This is a genomic window from bacterium (assembly GCA_020444325.1).
In the GTDB taxonomy this organism is placed as follows: domain Bacteria; phylum Bacteroidota; class Ignavibacteria; order SZUA-365; family SZUA-365; genus BM516.
This window is the reverse complement of record JAHLLD010000001.1, coordinates 514,641-533,118: the sequence shown is the minus strand read 5'-3', so window position 1 is coordinate 533,118 and position 18,478 is coordinate 514,641. Positions and strand designations below refer to the sequence as shown.

14 protein-coding genes are annotated in these 18,478 nt (G+C 56.5%); 9 read left to right on the top strand and 5 right to left on the bottom strand.

The genetic code is table 11. The features are described 5' to 3' along the window. Nucleotides 1-54: 54 nt before the first annotated feature. Entirely contained in the window at nucleotides 55-834 is a 780-nt protein-coding gene (locus KQI65_02180) for an SDR family oxidoreductase (protein MCB2203530.1), read from the top strand. A gap of 48 nt (nucleotides 835-882) precedes the next feature. Here KQI65_02180 and KQI65_02175 read toward each other — a convergent pair whose 3' ends face one another. Together KQI65_02175 and KQI65_02170 are read right to left on the bottom strand one after the other, a co-directional pair. Then, a complete protein-coding gene (locus KQI65_02175) occupies nucleotides 883-1,470 on the bottom strand; it encodes a TetR/AcrR family transcriptional regulator (GenBank protein MCB2203529.1) in 588 nt (195 codons plus the stop codon). 71 nt (nucleotides 1,471-1,541) lie between these two features. Further along, nucleotides 1,542-3,719 carry a carbohydrate binding family 9 domain-containing protein gene (locus KQI65_02170; GenBank protein ID MCB2203528.1) on the bottom strand — a complete coding sequence of 726 codons (2,178 nt, stop codon included), beginning with the start codon at nucleotides 3,717-3,719 and terminating at the stop codon, nucleotides 1,542-1,544. A gap of 258 nt (nucleotides 3,720-3,977) precedes the next feature. On the opposite strand from KQI65_02170, the gene KQI65_02165 reads away from it, so the two are divergent. Genes KQI65_02165 through KQI65_02155 form a run of 3 tightly spaced genes read left to right on the top strand, consistent with a single transcriptional unit; the run spans nucleotide 3,978 to nucleotide 7,942 of the window. Then, on the top strand, nucleotides 3,978-5,660 hold the full coding sequence (locus KQI65_02165; GenBank protein ID MCB2203527.1) for a T9SS type A sorting domain-containing protein: 1,683 nt from the start codon (nucleotides 3,978-3,980) through the stop codon (nucleotides 5,658-5,660). Between the two features lie 10 nt (nucleotides 5,661-5,670). After that, nucleotides 5,671-6,804 (top strand): hypothetical protein, encoded by a 1,134-nt coding sequence (locus KQI65_02160; GenBank protein ID MCB2203526.1) that lies wholly within the window; start codon nucleotides 5,671-5,673, stop codon nucleotides 6,802-6,804. 49 nt (nucleotides 6,805-6,853) lie between these two features. Continuing rightward, a complete protein-coding gene (locus KQI65_02155; GenBank protein MCB2203525.1) occupies nucleotides 6,854-7,942 on the top strand; it encodes a hypothetical protein in 1,089 nt (362 codons plus the stop codon). Between the two features lie 4 nt (nucleotides 7,943-7,946). Here KQI65_02155 and KQI65_02150 read toward each other — a convergent pair whose 3' ends face one another. Further along, complete coding sequence (locus KQI65_02150; GenBank protein ID MCB2203524.1) at nucleotides 7,947-8,261, bottom strand: DUF1801 domain-containing protein; 315 nt, start codon at nucleotides 8,259-8,261, stop codon at nucleotides 7,947-7,949. A gap of 189 nt (nucleotides 8,262-8,450) precedes the next feature. On the opposite strand from KQI65_02150, the gene KQI65_02145 reads away from it, so the two are divergent. Continuing rightward, nucleotides 8,451-10,538, top strand: a complete 2,088-nt coding sequence (locus KQI65_02145) for a hypothetical protein (protein ID MCB2203523.1) — start codon at nucleotides 8,451-8,453, stop codon at nucleotides 10,536-10,538. Nucleotides 10,539-10,655: 117 nt separating this feature from the next. Here the strand turns inward: KQI65_02145 and KQI65_02140 are convergent, their stop codons facing one another. Continuing rightward, a complete protein-coding gene (locus KQI65_02140; protein ID MCB2203522.1) occupies nucleotides 10,656-13,544 on the bottom strand; it encodes a hypothetical protein in 2,889 nt (962 codons plus the stop codon). A 540-nt stretch (nucleotides 13,545-14,084) separates the two neighbouring features. On the opposite strand from KQI65_02140, the gene KQI65_02135 reads away from it, so the two are divergent. The 4 genes from KQI65_02135 (at nucleotide 14,085) to KQI65_02120 (ending at nucleotide 17,703) form a co-directional block, all read left to right on the top strand. After that, nucleotides 14,085-14,339: an RNA-binding protein gene (locus KQI65_02135; protein ID MCB2203521.1), complete on the top strand. Its 255-nt coding sequence runs from the start codon at nucleotides 14,085-14,087 to the stop codon at nucleotides 14,337-14,339. Between the two features lie 165 nt (nucleotides 14,340-14,504). Further along, complete coding sequence (locus KQI65_02130) at nucleotides 14,505-15,623, top strand: T9SS type A sorting domain-containing protein (GenBank protein MCB2203520.1); 1,119 nt, start codon at nucleotides 14,505-14,507, stop codon at nucleotides 15,621-15,623. A 223-nt stretch (nucleotides 15,624-15,846) separates the two neighbouring features. After that, nucleotides 15,847-16,785 carry a MerR family transcriptional regulator gene (locus KQI65_02125; protein MCB2203519.1) on the top strand — a complete coding sequence of 313 codons (939 nt, stop codon included), beginning with the start codon at nucleotides 15,847-15,849 and terminating at the stop codon, nucleotides 16,783-16,785. Between the two features lie 111 nt (nucleotides 16,786-16,896). Continuing rightward, nucleotides 16,897-17,703 (top strand): hypothetical protein, encoded by an 807-nt coding sequence (locus tag KQI65_02120; GenBank protein MCB2203518.1) that lies wholly within the window; start codon nucleotides 16,897-16,899, stop codon nucleotides 17,701-17,703. Nucleotides 17,704-17,867: 164 nt separating this feature from the next. On the opposite strand, the gene KQI65_02115 is transcribed toward KQI65_02120, so the two are convergent. Continuing rightward, on the bottom strand, nucleotides 17,868-18,422 hold the full coding sequence (locus KQI65_02115) for a DUF2202 domain-containing protein (protein ID MCB2203517.1): 555 nt from the start codon (nucleotides 18,420-18,422) through the stop codon (nucleotides 17,868-17,870). Nucleotides 18,423-18,478: the final 56 nt, after the last annotated feature.

The following is an 18,478-nucleotide window of genomic DNA, read 5'->3' as shown; positions in this document are numbered from 1 at the left end:
GAAAGCGAATGAGACATTCGCTTTTTTTATGGCATCGTAACAAAGAGGAGAGACATGGCATCGATAGAAAAGCAGACCGTGATGATCACCGGCGCCAGTTCGGGCATCGGCCGTTCCTGTGCACACGCCTTCGCGGCCGAGGGCGCGCGCCTTCTGCTCTGCGCCCGGCGCGAGCAGCGTCTCGAACAGCTGGCTGAAGAGCTGCGTGCGCAGCATGCGGTGGAGGTGCATACCTTCGCGCTGGACGTACGCGATCACGATGCCGTGACGGCTGCCATTGCCGGACTCCCGAAGGAATGGAATGAGATCGACATCCTGGTGAACAATGCGGGACTCGCGCGCGGGCTCGACAAGCTGCATGAGGGAGATGTGCAGGACTGGAATGAAATGATCGATACCAATGTGAAGGGACTGCTGTACGTCAGCCGGCAGGTGCTGCCCGGTATGGTCGAGCGCGGACGGGGACATGTCATCAACATCGGTTCCATTGCCGGACTCGATCCCTATCCGAAGGGTGCCGTATACAACGCCACGAAATTTGCCGTCGACGCCATCACGCGCGCATTGCGCATGGACCTGGTCGACACCCCGCTGCGTGTTTCCTCCGTCGACCCCGGCCTGGTCGAAACCGAATTCAGCGTCGTCCGTTTCCACGGCGACAAGGAACGCGCCGATTCCGTATACGAGCACATCGACGCCTGCACGCCCGACGACATCGCCGACGCCGTGGTATTCTGTGCCACGCGTCCACCGCATGTCAGCGTCAACCAGGTGGTCATCATGCCCACGGCCCAGGCGTCATCGATTGTCAAGCATATGGGTCCCTTCAACTAGCGCGACCCGCTTCTCCCCTTCGCGGTGTTCCGGCAGCATGCCCCGATTTCAGGGCAGTATGCCTCGCAGGAACACCGTTTTTATTTCATCCCGTACCCGTGAAATCGGGAACTGCCGCGGCGCCCGCGCCCACTGATGCAGCAGCTGCCGTGACGCGCCGAACACCAGGTTGGTAAACACGCGCGGATCGAGATCCGAGCGAAACTCCCCCTGCCGCATCCCTTCCCGCACCACACGTTCGCCGAGCTGCAGAAAATCCACGTAATACTGCATGAATTCCCCGGAATCCTGCCGCAGCAGCTGATGCTGCTCGTTGACAAAGAGCAGCGCCAGCGACGCATCCTGTCCGAACTGATCGAACATGCTGTCGATAATCTGCTCCACCTTCCCGCGCGCCGTCAGATCCGACCGGTGCGCCAGTTCATCGAACGCCGCATGCAATTCCTGCCACAGCTGCGCGAAGAGGTGATGCAGAATCGCATCCTTGTTCTTGAAGTAGAGGTAGACGCTCCCCGTGGCCACCCCCGCCTCGCGCGCAATGCGCGAAATCTTGGCCCCATGAAAACCATCCTTCGCGAACACCTTGATCGCCGCCCGCGCTATCCGCTTGTCCTTCTCACCGGATTTCCGTCGCATATCCCAATACTGAACTGTGATTCACGATTCAAGTATACACGCCATGCAGGGGAATCGCAAGGGTGCGTGGCTCAGAAGTAATACAGGTACTTCACCTTCAGCACGGCGGCCTGGTCGACGATGTGCATGCGTGTGGGGAGGAGGAGTCCGCTGCCGTCGCGGCGTTCGCTGCGGTCGCGTACGTCGTTGATGGCGAAATACATCCAGCTTTTCGGGAGGAAATTCCAGGAGACGAGGAAGCCGACGATGATCTGCTCCATGCGATTGCTGGAGCGCACGAAGACGTTGTCGACGTAGAGGCGGAAGCTCAGGTCGTTGATGGGGGTGATGGTGGCTGAGGGACGCGCATTCCAGGTGATATCTTCTATCCCGCCGTCGGGATTGCCTTCTATCCACTGACCCGCATCCAGCTCGAAATACAGGATGTTGGAAGCATGGAGTCCGGCCCACGCTCCCACCCAGCTGTAATACGCCAGCCAGTCGCGGTCGAAATTGTAGGTGCGCGAGTATCCGCCCCAGATGTTGGCTTCCCAGACGGGGTTGGTGTGGAACCAGGTGGACAGCGATGCTTCGTAGGAATCGAATTCCTGCTCTTTCTCTTTGGAGCGCCCGAACGTGAGATTGATTTCCCCGCCGCAGTTGCTGCGGAACTGCATGTTGTAGCCGAGGAGTCCGAGTACGTCTGTGTAGAGATCGACGTGCTCGTAGCTCGCGCCCGCACCGCCGTACATGAGTATCTGGCTGATGGTGCCCTCGGGGAAATACCAGCGGGGACCAGTGAAACCGATGATCTCGGCGGTGCCCTGCCAGGGGACGTAGCCGACCTCGTCGATATTGAAATCGTTGCCGATGGTGCGTCCCCGCACGGCGCTGAGCCAGTTCTCGGATGGATTCGTAAATCCGAGCGACGCCGCGAAATCGCCATCCCCGTCACGGAAGGAGCGGGCAAACTGGTATGCCAGCTGCCAGCCGCTGCCGCGCACCGCGCCGTCGATATCGATCACCCCGTTGCTGCCGGTGTTTGTCCATTTACCAACGAAGAGCACGCCGATATCGGAATTGTGAAACAGCTGCCGTTTGAGTCGTCCCGAAGCGAAACGCGCCGCCTGTTCAGTGCGCTGCTCGCCATCGTCATCATACGCCACCTCCCCGGTCACGGCCGAGAAGCCGCCATACTCCCAGGTGCCCGCGCGGCCGAATGCCTTGGCGCCGAAGTGGAGCGGGACCTCCTGTCCATCCGGAAGCTTGCGTCCGATACGCCGCGAATAGAACAGCTCGAGCGGCGTATAGAAGCCCATGTTCTGCTGCTTGCCGGAGGCCATGAAGATTTCCTTCCCTTCGGTGAAGAAGGGGCGGCGTTCTTCGAAGTACGACTCATAGCGACTGATATTGAAATCGAACGGATCGGCCTCGATCTGGGCGAAGTCCGGATTGCCGGTCACCTGCAGCGTCAGCCGTGGGGATGGATTGTAGAAGAGGTCCACCCCCGCATTCGGGGAAACGTCATACACGCCGTCGCGCACATATTTCGTCTCCGCGATGGCGACGGGATAGATTTCCAGGTTGAGTCCCTGCACCGTGGGATTGTACTCGGTGAATTCCAGCCGCCCGAATTTCGAAATGCGCTGTCCCTCGGCTTCCGCATAGGTATTCCAGTAAATGTCCTCTGCTCCTTCGACGATCCAGCGGTCGAAATCGAGTCCCCACGACTCCAGGTTCTCATCATATTGAATCGAGCGGTACGGGATTTCCATTTCCACGACATACCCCCAATCCTCGACCCGCGTTTCCGCGAACCACACGCCATCCCAGCTGTAGTCGCGATTGCGTCCATCATCCAGCAGCCGCGCATCGCTGCGCGCACCCCCGGCATACACCGCCAGCTTGTAGGCGCTTTTCTTGTCCCCGAACGTATCGAGCATGATGGAAACGAAATCCCCACCCGCATTGTCGAGATAGCCGGTATACGCCGAAATCTCTTCGCGCGGCGCGTACGCGATGATCAGGCAATACAGTGCCGATTCGGACGTCAGCGCTTTTGCCACCGTGCGATGCGAGGGAGCAGCATTGTAGAAAGGACTCTGCTGCACGAAATCCGCCACCGAATCCGCTTTCGCCCATGCGGCATCAATGCGTCCATCAAGCACGATCGGCTGTGCCGTCCGCCGCAGCTCCAGCGACTTCTGCTGCGCTGTGGCACCCATCGTCCCGAACAGGAACACAAAGCAAAGAAGGAAGGCAGAACGCATCGCAATTCGCACACCGTCAAGGCCGCACATGAGCTTCACCATCTTGTCAGGGGGAAAACGCCGCCGCGAGCCACAGCGGCAGCCACTCCCGGTTTACGACGAATATCGGACAAGGTTGCAGGAAAATAGGCACATAGCCTTACTGTCCCCGCCTGCGCTGATTCCTTCCTTGATTATTCGGATTTATTTCACCTTTTTACCTCCGGTAGGGGCGAAATGCGGATGATCGCGGTTCGTATCCACACATCAGGAGGGTTGATGCTTTCACGAATAATGCTAGTCTTCGCAGTCATTGCTGTCACAGCATCCACTGCAGTGGGGCAGGAGGTGTGCTTTCCCCCTTTGATGGCATCGAAGGAGGCTCGGAATACGAAGGTGCTGCAAAACGAGATCAAGGAAATCGCACGTATTCGAGGGACGAATCATCCAGCGCTAGGCTGGAACTCAGTGGAACTTGGTGATTTGAATCAGGACGGATATGACGACTACGCTATTAGCTCGTATATGGATACGACGTTCGTGTACCTCGGTGGGGATCCATTACCGCAAGAGCCAATCGGGTTCGTTCTCGGAGGAACGCCAGGACTCCGTGCTGGTGATGTGAATGGCGATGGAAGGGTGGATATAGTCACATCCCGGGAGCGGGGACAAAAAAATGATCCGGATCCGGAAAAAAAGGGGAGAATTAGAATCTACCTGAATACGGGATTGTATCCGTTTTATGCCAGTGAGCCGGATATGATGATTGAGGGTGATGGTGAGGATGGGAATATCCAATACCTGGGACAAGGCGATCACTCCGATCCATTTATGGGCATAGCGCTGGTCGATATGAATGGTGATGACGTTCTGGACCTTTTGGCCACAGCCTATATGGGTAGCGTAGGTGGCATACGATATTGCCTGTACATGGGGGGGTACCCATACTCCAGCGAACCCGACTATATTTTATCACCTCCCATTCGTAGTTCGAACACACTTGTATCCAACTATTATTACACGGGGGATATAAATGGAGATGGTTGTGATGACCTGCTCGTTCGTTCTGCTTGGAAAATTACTGATACAACAGGAACGGCGGCATGGGATCTGATTCTAGGAAGCAGAGATATGGATTTCACAAAAACGGGCTTCACCCTCCGGAGAGATTCCGGATGGTACTTTGATGATCTTTATGCTTGCGTAGCTGACGTAAATGACGATGGATATGCAGATATTATTCATGGAGATGAGAACGGGCAATATCAAGGGAACATCAGATTCTGGCATGGACGGGCGGATCTCTCAGGCACTATCGAACCTGATGATTCACTTTTAAATCCCAATCCTCAAGTGTTGTATTACTGCAGATCCGCTAACCCTGTGGGAGACATGAATGGAGATGGGACACGGGATTTAATGCTGGCTTGGGTGACGGATATATTCCCTCATGCCTCGTCATTCTATTTCTATGCCAACCGGAATGATGGAATCGGGAGGTCGGCGTTTGGTTCCGTAGGTATTGACCCAGAGGTGTCATTTATCGATGTAACGCGGATATTCCCACTTGGAGATGTAAATGGCGATGGCTTCGATGACGTTGTTCTCCTCGGTCGTCCCACAAGAAGAGGTGAAGTAGGGCTGTCAAATGGAATCAGAGTGTATGGAGGAAACAGCAAGCTCGTATCAGCTCAGCAAATTCCTACCCTCCCGCAGAGCAGCAGCCTGACTACGTATCCCAATCCTTCCTCAGGACCGATCTCCCTCAGCTGGAGTAAAGCGGTGAACCCGACAGCCCACCTCCGCATCCTCGACCAACTCGGCCGCACAGTCCACACGCAGGATATCCCCGCAGGCGCAACCACCACAACCTGGAACGCCTCAAACGCCCCTCCCGGCGTGTACTTTATGCAGATTCTGCATAATGACGGGTTCGAAGTGGGGAAGGTGTTGGTGAGGTGAAGATTGAACAATGAAAATCGAAGGGAATGTCGAGGTATCCAGTAACATAGCTAACGGGGTGAATACATTGAGAATGGCAGTACGTTTCTTGCTATTTGGATTGGCGATCATGTCTCTGTTGTCTGCGTTGACTTCATGTGATGAGGATGGTGCCAGTCAACCTGCGGACAACAGAAACAGAATATTTGAATGGAAATATGATACGATACGCTCTGAAGGTGATAAATATGTTGTCCAGCCCTGGCATATGCTTATACTCGATACTACACATGTCGTATTCGGAGGGAACTCACAGAGCCGGGATTATACGCATTTCGAACTAATCGGTGATTCTCTATACAGATACGATCAGATTGATTTGCTCAGTGGCTTGGCGAAAGCAAAAAGCGGCTACTATGCCGTATACCGATTCTCTAGCTTCAATATCAGTTTATACCGAAGAGCGCAAAAAGAGTACACGTGGGATTTGGAAGGCCCCTACGTTCTCAGCAGTCCATCATGTTTGAGCAGCGAGTATGATGGGAAGTACTATATTGGAACCAGTCCTGGCGATATATACGTCTTCGATGGGGAAAAAATCCACAAGCAGACTGTAGATCTTCAGCATGTGAGGAATGGCAATTACAGATTGTACATTACGGATATCACGCGGGCCGGGGATGAGTTCTATGCAGTGGCAAGTTTAACGGATCCAATGGTTGGAGGAACCTCGAAAGGTTATCTATTTCAACTGGAGCATGACACACTGTGGTCATGCATTGACAGTACATCAAATAGTCGATCAGCCGACGGGTCCAACGCGCATTTTGGATCTTCTTACCTCTACGCAACAGAAGACGGTGATTTATACTCTGTTGGGATTGATGGAGCGTTTAAAATGGATGAAGGTGGAGAGTGGGAGCACATTATCAAATCGCGTATTGTCACATCGATAGAGGGTACGGGCAGCGGGGATGTGTACTTCGGTGACGTAGCAGGAGATATATGGCGTTACGATGGGACATCAGTAAGCAGATACAATTGGCCTCTCGATGGAGTGGGTGGAGTTGTAACGAACATCAAGTTTTATGAAGATCGTATTTACATCATGGTGTATATCAACGAAATTAGAGGTTCTGTACTGCTCAGGGGACGACCGGGGTAGCGGAAACTGCACCGCGGTTCTAGATCACTTTTTCAGAGGGTACACGCATATGCTGAAGCAGGAAAGCGGATATCATATAAGGAAGACTCACTATGCAGTAGGAATTATTTTTGCATTCCTGGTATTCAATGTATCCGGATGCCGCGAGGATCCGACAAGTACTGAGCCTGTTTCGGAAGTTCCTACATTTTCCTCCCACGAGTGGACCTGGGAGTATATTGCAGTAGATTCAGCAAACACAACGGGCCACCTTTCAGATATATGTTATATCAACGATACCTGTATATGGGCGGTTGGATGGATTGAACATAAAGGCGAGAGATTCAACGCGTGCCGGTGGGACGGGAAAGAGTGGAGACTGGAGAAGGTGTACGATGATCCGACTGGCTCAGCAACGAAACCCGGCGTTCATGAAATTCATACACTCTACGGTGCTTCTCCCGATGATATTTGGTTTATCAAAGGAAATGCTTTCATACACTGGAATGGAGAGTCGTTTCGGACAGATCGAAGCCTTGTGCAATCAGTTCAGAGTTCCTTAAGAGATTGCTGGGCATCAGGACCAAATAACATCTATGCAGGTGGATACGAAGGTGGACTTGTACATTATGATGGTAGCGGCTGGAAACAATTGAAAAGAGTTACGAATTGGAAGTTATCAGCCATGCATGGGGTTGGGGATACCGTGCTCGTAGCTTATACAGATTGGCAGTATACAGGAGTCACAGAGTTTTATACTGTAGTCGGTGATTCTGTGAATTTTTTTACGCAGGTTGATATTGTACGTGGCGTAGATGCCTTGTGGTTTAGCAGTCTTCAGGATGTTTATACGGCTGGGCCGCACACGCTCCACTATGATGGGGAAAAATGGAGGGTGCCGCCGGGGTACAATTCTCTTCCGCTGGGAGGATTTACAAGAGGGATGGCGGCAAACAACAATTCTGACATACTCGAATGTGGAGATTTTGGAACCATTAGACACTTTAATGGAGAAACTTGCAGACAGTGGAAAGATAGACCAGGATTCGAATACGCTGCTCTTAAAGCATGCATTATTCGTGGTAACGAGGCCTGGTTGGTAGGAATAAACACGCAGGGTGGACGAGTGCTGATAGTTCATGGCACTCGTTCTTCGTAATTCGCTAAACATTCCCCTCTTTCTTCATACGCTGGAAGCTCTTCTTTGTCAGGGCGCCGAGTTCTTTCAGCAGCGGGGCTTCGGTGCTTTTGAAGTTGAAGCAGCTTTTGCCCTGGCGGCGCTTTGAGAGTTCGTCGGAGATGCCGTCGAGGAGGTCGGGGTACATGTACACGCCCATGAGGTAATAGCTGACGTAGTTCTTGCGGATGGCGATGCCGCCGAAGTACAGGTCCTTCCCGTTGTAAGGCACGCGGGTGTTGAGGTAGTAGTTGCCGGGGTCATCATGTACGACGGCGAGGTTTTTCTCCAGCGGCTTCATGAGGGAATACAGAGCGTCGTATACGGCGTTCAGATCTGCAGGCATGGGCGTCCTTTCAGGGGTTGGTGATGCTCCATTATACGGAACAGGCTGGATCGAATACAACAGACAGGATCGATTACAAAAGGACTGCATGTCGGACTCTCTATTCTTATATTGCGATCTCATCCACGCCACCAAGGAGCCGCCATGCGTCAGCTGTTTTCCGCAATACTCCTTTCCCTCCTTCTTGTTTCCACCGCGTTCGGGCAGACATGGACGTACACCACATCGACGGGCTCGCAGCCGGATGTTTCGGGCATTCGCGTGGGCGGCGTGCTGGTGATGGACAAACCGCAGGAGGATGCACTGTCGGCATGGCAGTCCCTGCCCTTCAGCTTCAGCTTCGCCGGAGAGGAGGTGACGGGATACTACATCAGCGACAACGGCTATATCACGTTCGATGCGTCTGCCACGCAGAGCTATGCACAGAATGAGTCGGATCCGCTGCGCAATGCGATCTGCGGGTGGTGGGACGATCTGCATCTGCAGGAGGGTACACCGATCTGGTCGAACCAGGTGTATTCGAAGACCACCGGCTCGGCGCCGGATCGCCGGCATGTGATCATGTGGGCCAGCGCGGTGCCGGGGAATGGAACCTGGGAAGTCAGCAATGTCAGTTTCGCTATCGTGCTCTATGAGCGCGGGGATTTCGAGGTGGTGCTCGTGGCGGGCAAGACCCCGCGTCCCCTCAGTGGCAGCATCGGTGCCATCAGCGCCGATGGCAGCGCGGAAGCGTGGGTGGAAGGGAGTCCGCGATTGGACTATCCCAACATCAGCTCGAGTCCTGACGACGACGTGCGCTACGCGTTCTCGTGGACCAACGCCGCGCTCGACCTGGTCCTGCTTTCGCTGGACATCCCGCCCGCAGTGCGGGTGGGTGAAGCGGTGAGCATCGGTGGTACGGTCACCAATGCGGGCTCGACGGAAGTGACGTCCTGCCGCCTGCGCTACAGCATCGACGGCACTGTGCCGCAGGTTATGGAAGCGACGGATCTCGGACTCACCAGCAGCGGGACCTGGGAATTCCGGCATGCGATCGCATGGACACCGGCGGTGGCGGGACAACTGCATTCTATCACCGTGACGGTTGATAGCATCAACGGCGGGGTGGAGGACGAGGTGCCTTCCAACAATTCGCTCTCGACGGATGTCGTCGTGCAGCGTGGTACGGGTTCGGAAAAACGCGTGCTGGTCGAGGAATTCACCGGGGCCTGGTGCGGTTGGTGTCCCGATGGGGGACTACAGGTCGAAGAACTGCTCGCGCAGTATCCCGCCGCTGTCGCAGTGGCCCTGCACGCCGGCGGAACGGATGCGATGAAAACCGCAACCAGCCTCGAGCTCGCCGATACCTATCGTCCCTCCTATCCCAACGCCATGATCGATCGCGTCCTCTTTGAACGCGAAACCGCGGTGCCCATTCAGCGCACCGGCGGCGCCTGGCTTGCCCGCGCAGCCGAGCGACTGCAGGCCTTCACGCCCTGCGCCGTCAGTGTGGATGCGCAGTGGGATCACTGGACGCAGCAGGGCTTCGCCGATGTCACCGTGCAGTTTTCCGACTATGCACCGGAAGACGATTATCGTCTCCATTGCTGGGTTGTGGCGGATGAACTTACGGGACAGGGTACTGGCTGGGATCAATCGAATTATTACAGTGGACACGCAAACTACCCGGATCATCCGTACCACGATCTGCCCAATCCCATCATCGGTTACAGACACAGGCATGTGCAGTATGCTTCGCTCACGGGGGACTGGGGAATCAAGGGCGTGGTTCCGAATCTCCCGCAGGCGGATGCCGAATACACACGCAGGTTCAATTTCGATGGGATGAGCATGCCCTACGGCGACGGCGTTCCGCTCGCATGCAGAATTGTCGCCTTCGTGACACGGCATCACGGTGCGGTCAATGAGCGCGAGGTGTTGAACGTTTCCGAAAGCGGGATGCGCGTGCTGAGTACGGAAGTCCTTCACGCGGCGAACTTCGCCATCGACGGCATCTATCCCCAGCCGCTGCGCGATGCAGGCACACTGCGTCTGCGCACTGATCGCGCTGCGCATCTGCGCGTCACGGTAACGGATCTGCTGGGACGTGAATTCCTCCTGCACGCGGGATTCACCGGCTCGGGAACGCATCATCTTCCGCTGGTATTCGAAGGACTGCATTCCGGCAGCTATCTTCTGCGCGTCAGCGACGGAAGCCGCATGCTCGCACGCCCCGTCATCATTATGCAATAACTGCATATTCTCCGGAGCAAAGAGGATTTCCGCGAGCAGCTTGAGGCTGCGCTGGCGGAGGGCTGATCAGCACTGCTGGTGTTGAGTGCAGGCAATGCAGCGCATGCGTCTCGGCGATCAGCGTACGATGAAGGTCCGGCTGTGGGCGATGTTGATTCCCGTCAGTCGGAGAAGGTACATGCCCGGGGGGAGTCCGGCCGGCAGCTCGGCATGCTGCGTGCCGCTGCCGTAGTCGTGGACGGGCAGCCGCTGACGTTCGCGTCCCAGGCAGTCGTACACCGCAATGCGCAGACGCGCGGGCACGGGCAGCGTGAAGCGCAAGTGCGTGGGTCCATGCGAGGGCTGGGGATACAGCTCCATCGCGAAATCGCCGGCCGTGGCGGGTGGAACGCCGTTGGGCTCCTGGTAGGGACGAAGCGCGAGATGATCGAACCAGGCCTCCCCGGTGTGGCGGCGGAACAGCGCATAAAGATTGATGCTGCGAATGGGTTTCTCAGGCTCGATAACGGTGGATGAGTATTCCCAGTCATGCGTGCCTGTCGCGAACTGCGCGGTGCGGCCATACTGACGCGTGCCGTCGGTGTAGGTGATATCCGCATAGAGGGAATAGTCGTTATTCGCATCACCACTGACATCCGCGGCCTTTGACCAGCCCGAGAGTTCGAGTTTTTCGGGACTGCCTTGATTCACTTCCACGAGCACACTCACGCCACGAAACTCCGTCAGACTGTCGTTGCGTACATGCACCGAGCGGCGGCCGCTGTGCGCGTTCGTGCCGGTGGTGTCGTAGTCGAAGCCCTTGACGTAGCTATGCCAGAAATCGGGCACGCCGTCGTCGTTGTTGTCGATTTCGAAACTGTAGTTGAGCAGCAGGTTGGCCGAGTCGCCGTTGATGATCTGCACCGCCGCTTCACCGGTGGTGAACATCCCCGTGGTGGAATACGCCGTGACGGGCAGCTGCAGTTCTCCCGGTGGCGAACCGACAGGGACGCTGAAACTTCCCTCATACCAGGCGGAAGCTTCAGGAGCGTTCGGGTCGCCGGTGGTGAGTACGAGCTGCCTGGGACCCCCGGCTGCGCCGGCATCCACGACGATGTACAGGGGTTTTGATTGATCGCCCCAGTATCCTGCCATCGGATCCGCTGCACGCACGCGGATGCTGCACGGGGTGGAACCGTCGGAGGGAAGGGGGCGGGGCTGGACCACAATCGAATCGATGCGTGGGGAAAAGGCGATGTCCGGCGGCGTGCTGTGCATGTAGATGCGCGCACTGCCGGGTGCGAGGCTGTCGCTTCGGCCGGACATCCCGAGCCAGCCGCCGTCGATGGTCGTGCCGCCGTGGGCGACGACAAAAGCGCGTCCCGCCTGCTCGGTATACAGGGCGGGTACATTCCCGGCATTGACGACGACACTGCCGTTGCTGTATTCGCGAATGTGCAGCGTGCCGCCGCCCATCTCACGCGCGAGCGAGTCAATGTCGGCGACAGGCGCGTCGACGGGATTGCCGATGGGGAGATCGAACTCGGGGTAATGCGCGAACTCCTGGTAGTCGGTGGCATTGGCGTACATCGCCCCGGCGTCGGCCGCGAGCAGGTAGCTGGCCATGGCGTACAGTCGTCCCTCCGGATCATCATACGGCGCCCCGCCCAGCGCCATCCAGGTTTTGCCCTGTCGTCCTGCCGCGAGTCCGCGATTGCACATGTTTTTCCACGACGCGCCCCGCACGAGACCGGACCAGTGCGTGTAGGCGAAGCCTTCGGTCATGCCGCCCTCAGTGAAAAGCAGCAGACTGTCGGCGGTTTCGGCATGGAGTCCGTTGAAGTAGGCGGGACGCGGAGCGATGGCGGACTGTATATCCGCCAGCATGGTATACAACCCGCTGCGCCAGGTATGATCATCGTAGAATGCCGGGGGATACGCATCCACCCCGTAATTGGCCACGCGGTACCAGCAGTCATCTTCGAACAATCCGCTGTACCCCCGCGCGGAAAACGCGAGCAGCACTTGCTCGATGTAGGCATCGCGCCAGGTGGGACTCCCCACGTTCATCACATAGAAGCCATACGTATTGTTCACCAGGCGGTTGTTCACGTTGCTCTGCCAGCTGCCCTCGGCAGGAAAGCGATATACCTTTCCATTGCTCCACGCCTCGGCGCGGTATTCATAACCGCAGTATGTGCGCAGTCCCGTGATATCGATTTCCCGCGCATACGTCCATTCCCCTTGCTCATGCTGCAGTTGTACGCGTTCCGCATTCTCAAGCTGATTGTCGCGATCCCAGTCCCCTGTGATGAATACCGAATCCACCACCACCCCGAAGCTGCGCAGAGCGATATCCAGCTGCACGCGGTCGGCATCGCGGTCTACCACACAGCGCTGCGGCCAGAGCAGGAGGTCCCGCCGCACGTTTGTTCCAATACGAAGCGGGAGGGAAAACCTCAGCGTGCTGCCACTGTCGCGCACGGACTGCACGCGCAGGTAGGCCGCTTCTGAGGGGAGTCCGACAGTCACCGCTTCCCCGGCTTCCGGCGCGGAGGCGAATGTCGTCCACCCCAGCAGCGAATCCTCTGACCACTGCAGCTCGTAGCCAGTAACGGGAAGCGTGCGGCGATCAGGCATCCAGGCGAGTGTTACGCTGTCCCCCTTGAGCATATACTGCAGGCTGGCCGGATCGCTGCTGTGCAGGAAGGCGTGCTCGTCGAGCGTCACCGAATCATACTCGGCCGCGCTGCGATGCAGGGCCACGATATCCTTGTAGCGGAGCACGGGGATGTCGGGACGCACCGCGCGCATGAGCGGGATATCCTTCGCACCCGCCTCATCGATGAGCACGAAACGCCGCGCCGCAAGCTCCGCCAGGTAACGGTCCCCCCGAATCGCACTGTAGTTGACGAGGTACGCGCGTACCCCGCGCGACGCGTAACCCTTCGGCTGCGCGTGGGCGACCTGTGGGATAATACTGACAGAAGTAAGCAGAATGCAGAGGAACAGACAGCACTGTCGCATGGAGCTTCCCGGGATGAAATACAACTTCAGGCGAGGCGGTTCCCCAGTATATTGCACATTGCCGACAACATGCAAGCGCGGGATCCGGAGTGGCGGCTGCGGTGTGTGCAGAAAAGGGAAAGACGAGGAGAATCAGGGGGCGGGACAGGAAAAGACATGCATGTAATATTCCTGCTTTTTCTGTTGCATATTGCGAAAAAATGATTTACTTTAAAGCCTGTATACTAGATCGGTATTGATTTGCCCGCCGATTGCAGCCGTGAATACACGGCATATTGTGAGAAATCACGTTTCGCATTCGATCTTTGAGAGCAGTCTGTATCCCGATTTTCACGATTCCGTTTCACGTTTACGATTGCTCTTTGATCAGGTCGAAATACTATTATCGTTTGCGCCGCAGGGAGATGGCGCCAGAAACACACCTGACGTACAGTTTGATGAATTTCACTGGAACCGTCCTAAGGTTCCACGCTGTCGTGCTCTTCGCGTGCTTGACTTTCGATGGCGTTTTTATTCGGAGCACGCAAGTTTGAGGATTCTATGAATATCTACGTCGGAAACCTTTCCTACGATGTCACCAACAGCATGCTGAAAGAAACCTTCGGTTCTTTCGGTGAAGTCGCCGAAGCCAACGTGATCAGTGATCGCGCAACCGGCCGCTCCAAGGGATTCGGTTTCGTCGAGATGCCGAACTCGGATGAGGCACAGGCAGCGATGAGCGCACTCAACGGCAGCGAGCTGATGGGACGCACAATGAAAGTCAACGAAGCAAAGCCGCGCAACGATCGCTGGTAAGTTTCCCCGTCTATAGCCAGGCGCCCCGTGCGTCCGGCACCGTACCGCGTCCTTCGGGACGCGGTTTTTTTTATGGTTTTTCCGGGCGGGTACGGGATATGGTTGTCTTGAATCATCCTGATCCGTACTTTTCCGCATCCTCTTCATAGCCTGATAGGTATCGGAATGCGTCGAAGCACCTTTGTTTTTTCCCTTCTCCTCCTGCTCGCCACCATGGGGCAGGCACAGCAGTCCCTCATCATCGATCATCATTGCACGGACCTCGACGCCGTGCCCCGCAGCTACGTCGAGCAGGCCTGCGCGCAATTCCGGCTGTCGTATGGACACACATCACACGGCAGTCAGATCGTGAGCGGCATGCAGCTGCTGCGCGGGCTGGCGGATGAACCGTTCAATTTCAACAATGACGGCAGCGGCGGGGCATTGTCCCTTCATGACGGCAGACCCTCCGGTGACCTCGGTCACAACGGCGACCTGGCCTGGGCATCGGCCACACGGGCACTGCTCGATGCCTCCGGCTGCGACCGCAACATGATCATGTGGTCGTGGTGCGGCGGCTGCTCGGACAACACGGTCGATGGAATCAACGCTTACCTGACGGCGATGGATGCACTGGAAAAGGATTATCCGGATGTGACCTTTGTGTACATGACGGGACATCTCGACGGTACGGGGGTGGACGGCACACTCCATCAGCGCAATGAGCAGATTCGCGAGTACTGCCGCACACATGGCAAAATCCTTTTCGACTTCGCCGATATCGAGAGCTACGATCCCGATGGAAATTACTTCCTCGACAAGGCGGCCAATGACAATTGCGATTACAGGGACGAACACGGCAGCAGTCGTAACTGGGCGCAGGAATGGTGCGAACGCAATCCCGGTGCCTGCGAAAGCTGCGGCTGTGCGCATTCGCAATGCCTGAACTGCCAGCAGAAAGGAAAGGCGTTCTGGTACATGATGGCCCGCCTCGCGGGATGGGACGGCGTGACCGGCGTCGACGCTGCCTCGCGTCCCCTCGTCCCCATGCTGCATCAAAATTTCCCCAATCCCTTCTCCGTCGAAACCACCGTCGGCTTCACCCTCCGCGCGGCCGCTCCCGTGCAGCTCACTGTCTGCGATGCCGCGGGACGACAGGTGGCCGTGCTGCTCGAGGATGCCTGGCGGGATGCCGGACGCCATACGCTGCGCTTCAATGCGGCCCATCTGCCACAGGGCGTGTACTTCCTCTCCCTTCGCAGCGGAAAACACCGCCTCCAGAAACCGCTGCTGCTTCTGAGATAAAAAAAATGGCGTCCCGTTGTTGCCGGCGGGACGCCATACAAATCGTCAGCTGTCGGTGTGCTTCCTGTTAATTAGTATCTGACGATATTTCTGTGTTGCTGAATATAAAAACCAATGTCTAATAAATAAGGTTCCCATATTAGACATTATTTTTGCATGTAACAGGATTTAGGGTATATTGTAGTGATTAAACAGGATATTTTTAGACAAATACTCAATTTTCATGCAGGAAGGACGATATGCCATACGGATGGCCGCGAAACTGGCGGGACTGACGCCTTACGTCATCCGGGCCTGGGAGAAGCGATATGGCGTGGTGCAGCCGTCGCGGTCAGACAGCAATCGCAGGTTGTACAGTGACGAAGAAGTCGAACATCTGCGTCTGCTTCGCCGGTTGACCGAAGAGGATTATCCCATTGGTTCGATAGCCGGGATGACGGTCGAGGAATTGCGGGCGTTGCTGGAAGCAGAAGAACACAAATCGCATTCCGGAGCATGGGAAGGGGAAAGAACAGCGTCCACACTGAGGGATAAACTGATCGACTGCGCACGACGCCTCGACGGAGTGGGAATGGAGCGTCTGCTTGTCGAAGGTTCCGTACTGCTTTCCCATCGTGCACTGCTCGAGGATGTCGTTGTTCCCCTGGTCCAGGAAATCGGGCGCGGGTGGCAGGAGGGTTCGTTGCGTATCGTGCATGAACACGTGGCCTCGGCCGCAGTGCGCAACCTGCTGACGAACATGCTTTTCGATGCGCAGCTGCCCGAGGATGCCCCGGTGCTGGTGGTGTCCACTCCCCAGGGACAGCAGCATGAACTCGGCGCGCTGATCGCGGCGAACTTTGCAGCCATGAGCGGCTGGGATGTAACCTGGCTCGGACCCGATCTCCCGGCCACGGAAATTGCCGCATCCGTGCGCGAGATCCACGCCGAAGCCGTGCTGCTGAGCATCGTGTATCCCCCCGACGACGTGCACGTGCAGCAAGAGCTGGTGCAGCTTGCGGAATTGCTGCCGGCGGGAGTGGAGATCATTGTCGGGGGACGCGCGGCCGCCGGTTATGGCGACACCATTCTGCGCCTGGGCGGGACACTGCTCGAATCCTTCGGCGACCTGTGGACGACACTCGACCGATTGCGCGAAAACCGCAAAAACTGCTTTCCCTGAACGTATTTCCCACCGTAACTATTTACCACGGCTGGTGTCCCGGCGTAACTATTCTCCGCGACCGGTGTCCTATCTCCGTGAGTACGTTCCCCATATTTTCGCGAGGATGCCATGCGCGTTTTATCCTTCCTTCCCCGGCTGCTGCTCATCTGTCTGCCGCTCCTGCTGATATCATGTTCCGATGACGATGCACCGGCGGATCCCGGAACGGGAAACGCGCTTTTCGATCGCAGTAATCCCACACCCGGCATCACTGATCAGGAGATATGGGACGCGGTGTATGAGGGAAAGCGCTACCCGGATGGGGTGTATCATGAGGATCTCGACCACTCCCTCTACTATGTGAACAGCATCAGCATCAAGCCTCTCAATGAACGGGAGGATGCGTGGTTCGAGCTGGCGACCGAAGACAGCGCGCAGGCGAGTGCCTGGGCACTGCAATCCGCGCTCTATGGTGGACAGTATCTGCAGCAGACGTCCTCAAGGGTGACGGAGAAATTTTTCGAACATGCGCGAACGGATGGAAACATCACCATTCTGTTCCGTACGCACAGAGCGGGTTATTTCGATCCATCAACAGTGGATCTCCTGCAACATGGCGATTTCCTCGGGTACTTCAAGCTGCGACCCATCACCTCTAGCAACTTCGGCGAGCTGATTGAGTACCTCTGGTTTATCAGGAATTACCAGCGTGGTGGAGCGGCGATACTGCGCAGCAACGTTGTATCTCCCAGTCCCACCTTCACCCATGAAATCATAGAGACCGAGGTCATTTTCGGGGACTGGGGAATAGCCGATATCATCCGCATTCACCGGCGGCTGTACACCGTGGATTCCGCGACCGGTGAGGTGATGCGGCAATCGACGCAGCTCGAAGAATTTTCCGGCAAGACTACCGAACTGGTCATCATGCGCTAGGTCGAATGGGAAAAGAAAACGTCCCACCGCCGAGGCTGTGGGACGTTTCATCAGGGAGAGGTGCGTTGTCTTGATTGATTCGTGCTGTCAACGCAAGGTGCTTCGATGTTGAGGCGTATGCGAACTCGTGGATGTTCCGATGGCGCGTGAATGCTCTTTGTATGTCAGCGGCGTCCGCGCTCGCGCGGTGAGCTGATGATATCCTGCAGGAGGTCAGCCGAGATGAACTGCGCCGCGTAGCTGCCGCCGTTGGCCGTGATCTGTCCGTAGAATGCGCGCATGTGGTTTCGGCTGCCGCGGGTGAGATTTCCGTAGACCAGGAGGATATCCTCTGCCTGTGTCTCCGCGCTCAGATCCATCAAATCCTTGATATCCAGATCTTCGATGGTCGCGCCGACGAGCAGTGCGTCGAGCAGGCTGGCATCGCCCTGCGTGGTGAGCTGCGTGTAGAGATCGGCGAGATGGCTGTCCTGAAATATGCCTCGCTCGTCGCTCGTGATGGGATCCTCGATGCCGTAGCGGTCGAGCAGGGTTTTGACGGCGGACATATGACGGGCTTCGCTGCGGGCGATGTTGCTGAAGATGTTCAGTTTATACATGTCGTAGAAATGCAGGTAAACGTCACGGGCGAGTTTTTCCTCCTCGCGCATGAGGATGAGTCCGTCCTTCACTTCATCCGAAATTTCAGAGACGGCCATCGATGCGATTTCCTCCTGCATCATGGCAAGCTGCGCCTCCTCGTCCATCACAGCTGCGGGACCCATTCCGTTATCGG

What these genes read in the sequence shown, in the direction of transcription:
- KQI65_02180 (MCB2203530.1), top strand. Translation starts at nt 55, where the DNA reads ATGGCATCGATAGAAAAGCAGACCGTGATGATCACCGGCGCCAGTTCG.
- KQI65_02115 (MCB2203517.1), bottom strand. Translation starts at nt 18,422, where the DNA reads ATGCAGGAGGAAATCGCATCGATGGCCGTCTCTGAAATTTCGGATGAA.
- KQI65_02120 (MCB2203518.1), top strand. Translation starts at nt 16,897, where the DNA reads ATGCGCGTTTTATCCTTCCTTCCCCGGCTGCTGCTCATCTGTCTGCCG.
- KQI65_02175 (MCB2203529.1), bottom strand. Translation starts at nt 1,470, where the DNA reads ATGCGACGGAAATCCGGTGAGAAGGACAAGCGGATAGCGCGGGCGGCG.
- KQI65_02125 (MCB2203519.1), top strand. Translation starts at nt 15,847, where the DNA reads ATGCAGGAAGGACGATATGCCATACGGATGGCCGCGAAACTGGCGGGA.
- KQI65_02130 (MCB2203520.1), top strand. Translation starts at nt 14,505, where the DNA reads ATGCGTCGAAGCACCTTTGTTTTTTCCCTTCTCCTCCTGCTCGCCACC.
- KQI65_02140 (MCB2203522.1), bottom strand. Translation starts at nt 13,544, where the DNA reads ATGCGACAGTGCTGTCTGTTCCTCTGCATTCTGCTTACTTCTGTCAGT.
- KQI65_02165 (MCB2203527.1), top strand. Translation starts at nt 3,978, where the DNA reads ATGCTTTCACGAATAATGCTAGTCTTCGCAGTCATTGCTGTCACAGCA.
- KQI65_02170 (MCB2203528.1), bottom strand. Translation starts at nt 3,719, where the DNA reads ATGCGTTCTGCCTTCCTTCTTTGCTTTGTGTTCCTGTTCGGGACGATG.
- KQI65_02160 (MCB2203526.1), top strand. Translation starts at nt 5,671, where the DNA reads ATGAAAATCGAAGGGAATGTCGAGGTATCCAGTAACATAGCTAACGGG.
- KQI65_02145 (MCB2203523.1), top strand. Translation starts at nt 8,451, where the DNA reads ATGCGTCAGCTGTTTTCCGCAATACTCCTTTCCCTCCTTCTTGTTTCC.
- KQI65_02155 (MCB2203525.1), top strand. Translation starts at nt 6,854, where the DNA reads ATGCTGAAGCAGGAAAGCGGATATCATATAAGGAAGACTCACTATGCA.
- KQI65_02150 (MCB2203524.1), bottom strand. Translation starts at nt 8,261, where the DNA reads ATGAAGCCGCTGGAGAAAAACCTCGCCGTCGTACATGATGACCCCGGC.
- KQI65_02135 (MCB2203521.1), top strand. Translation starts at nt 14,085, where the DNA reads ATGAATATCTACGTCGGAAACCTTTCCTACGATGTCACCAACAGCATG.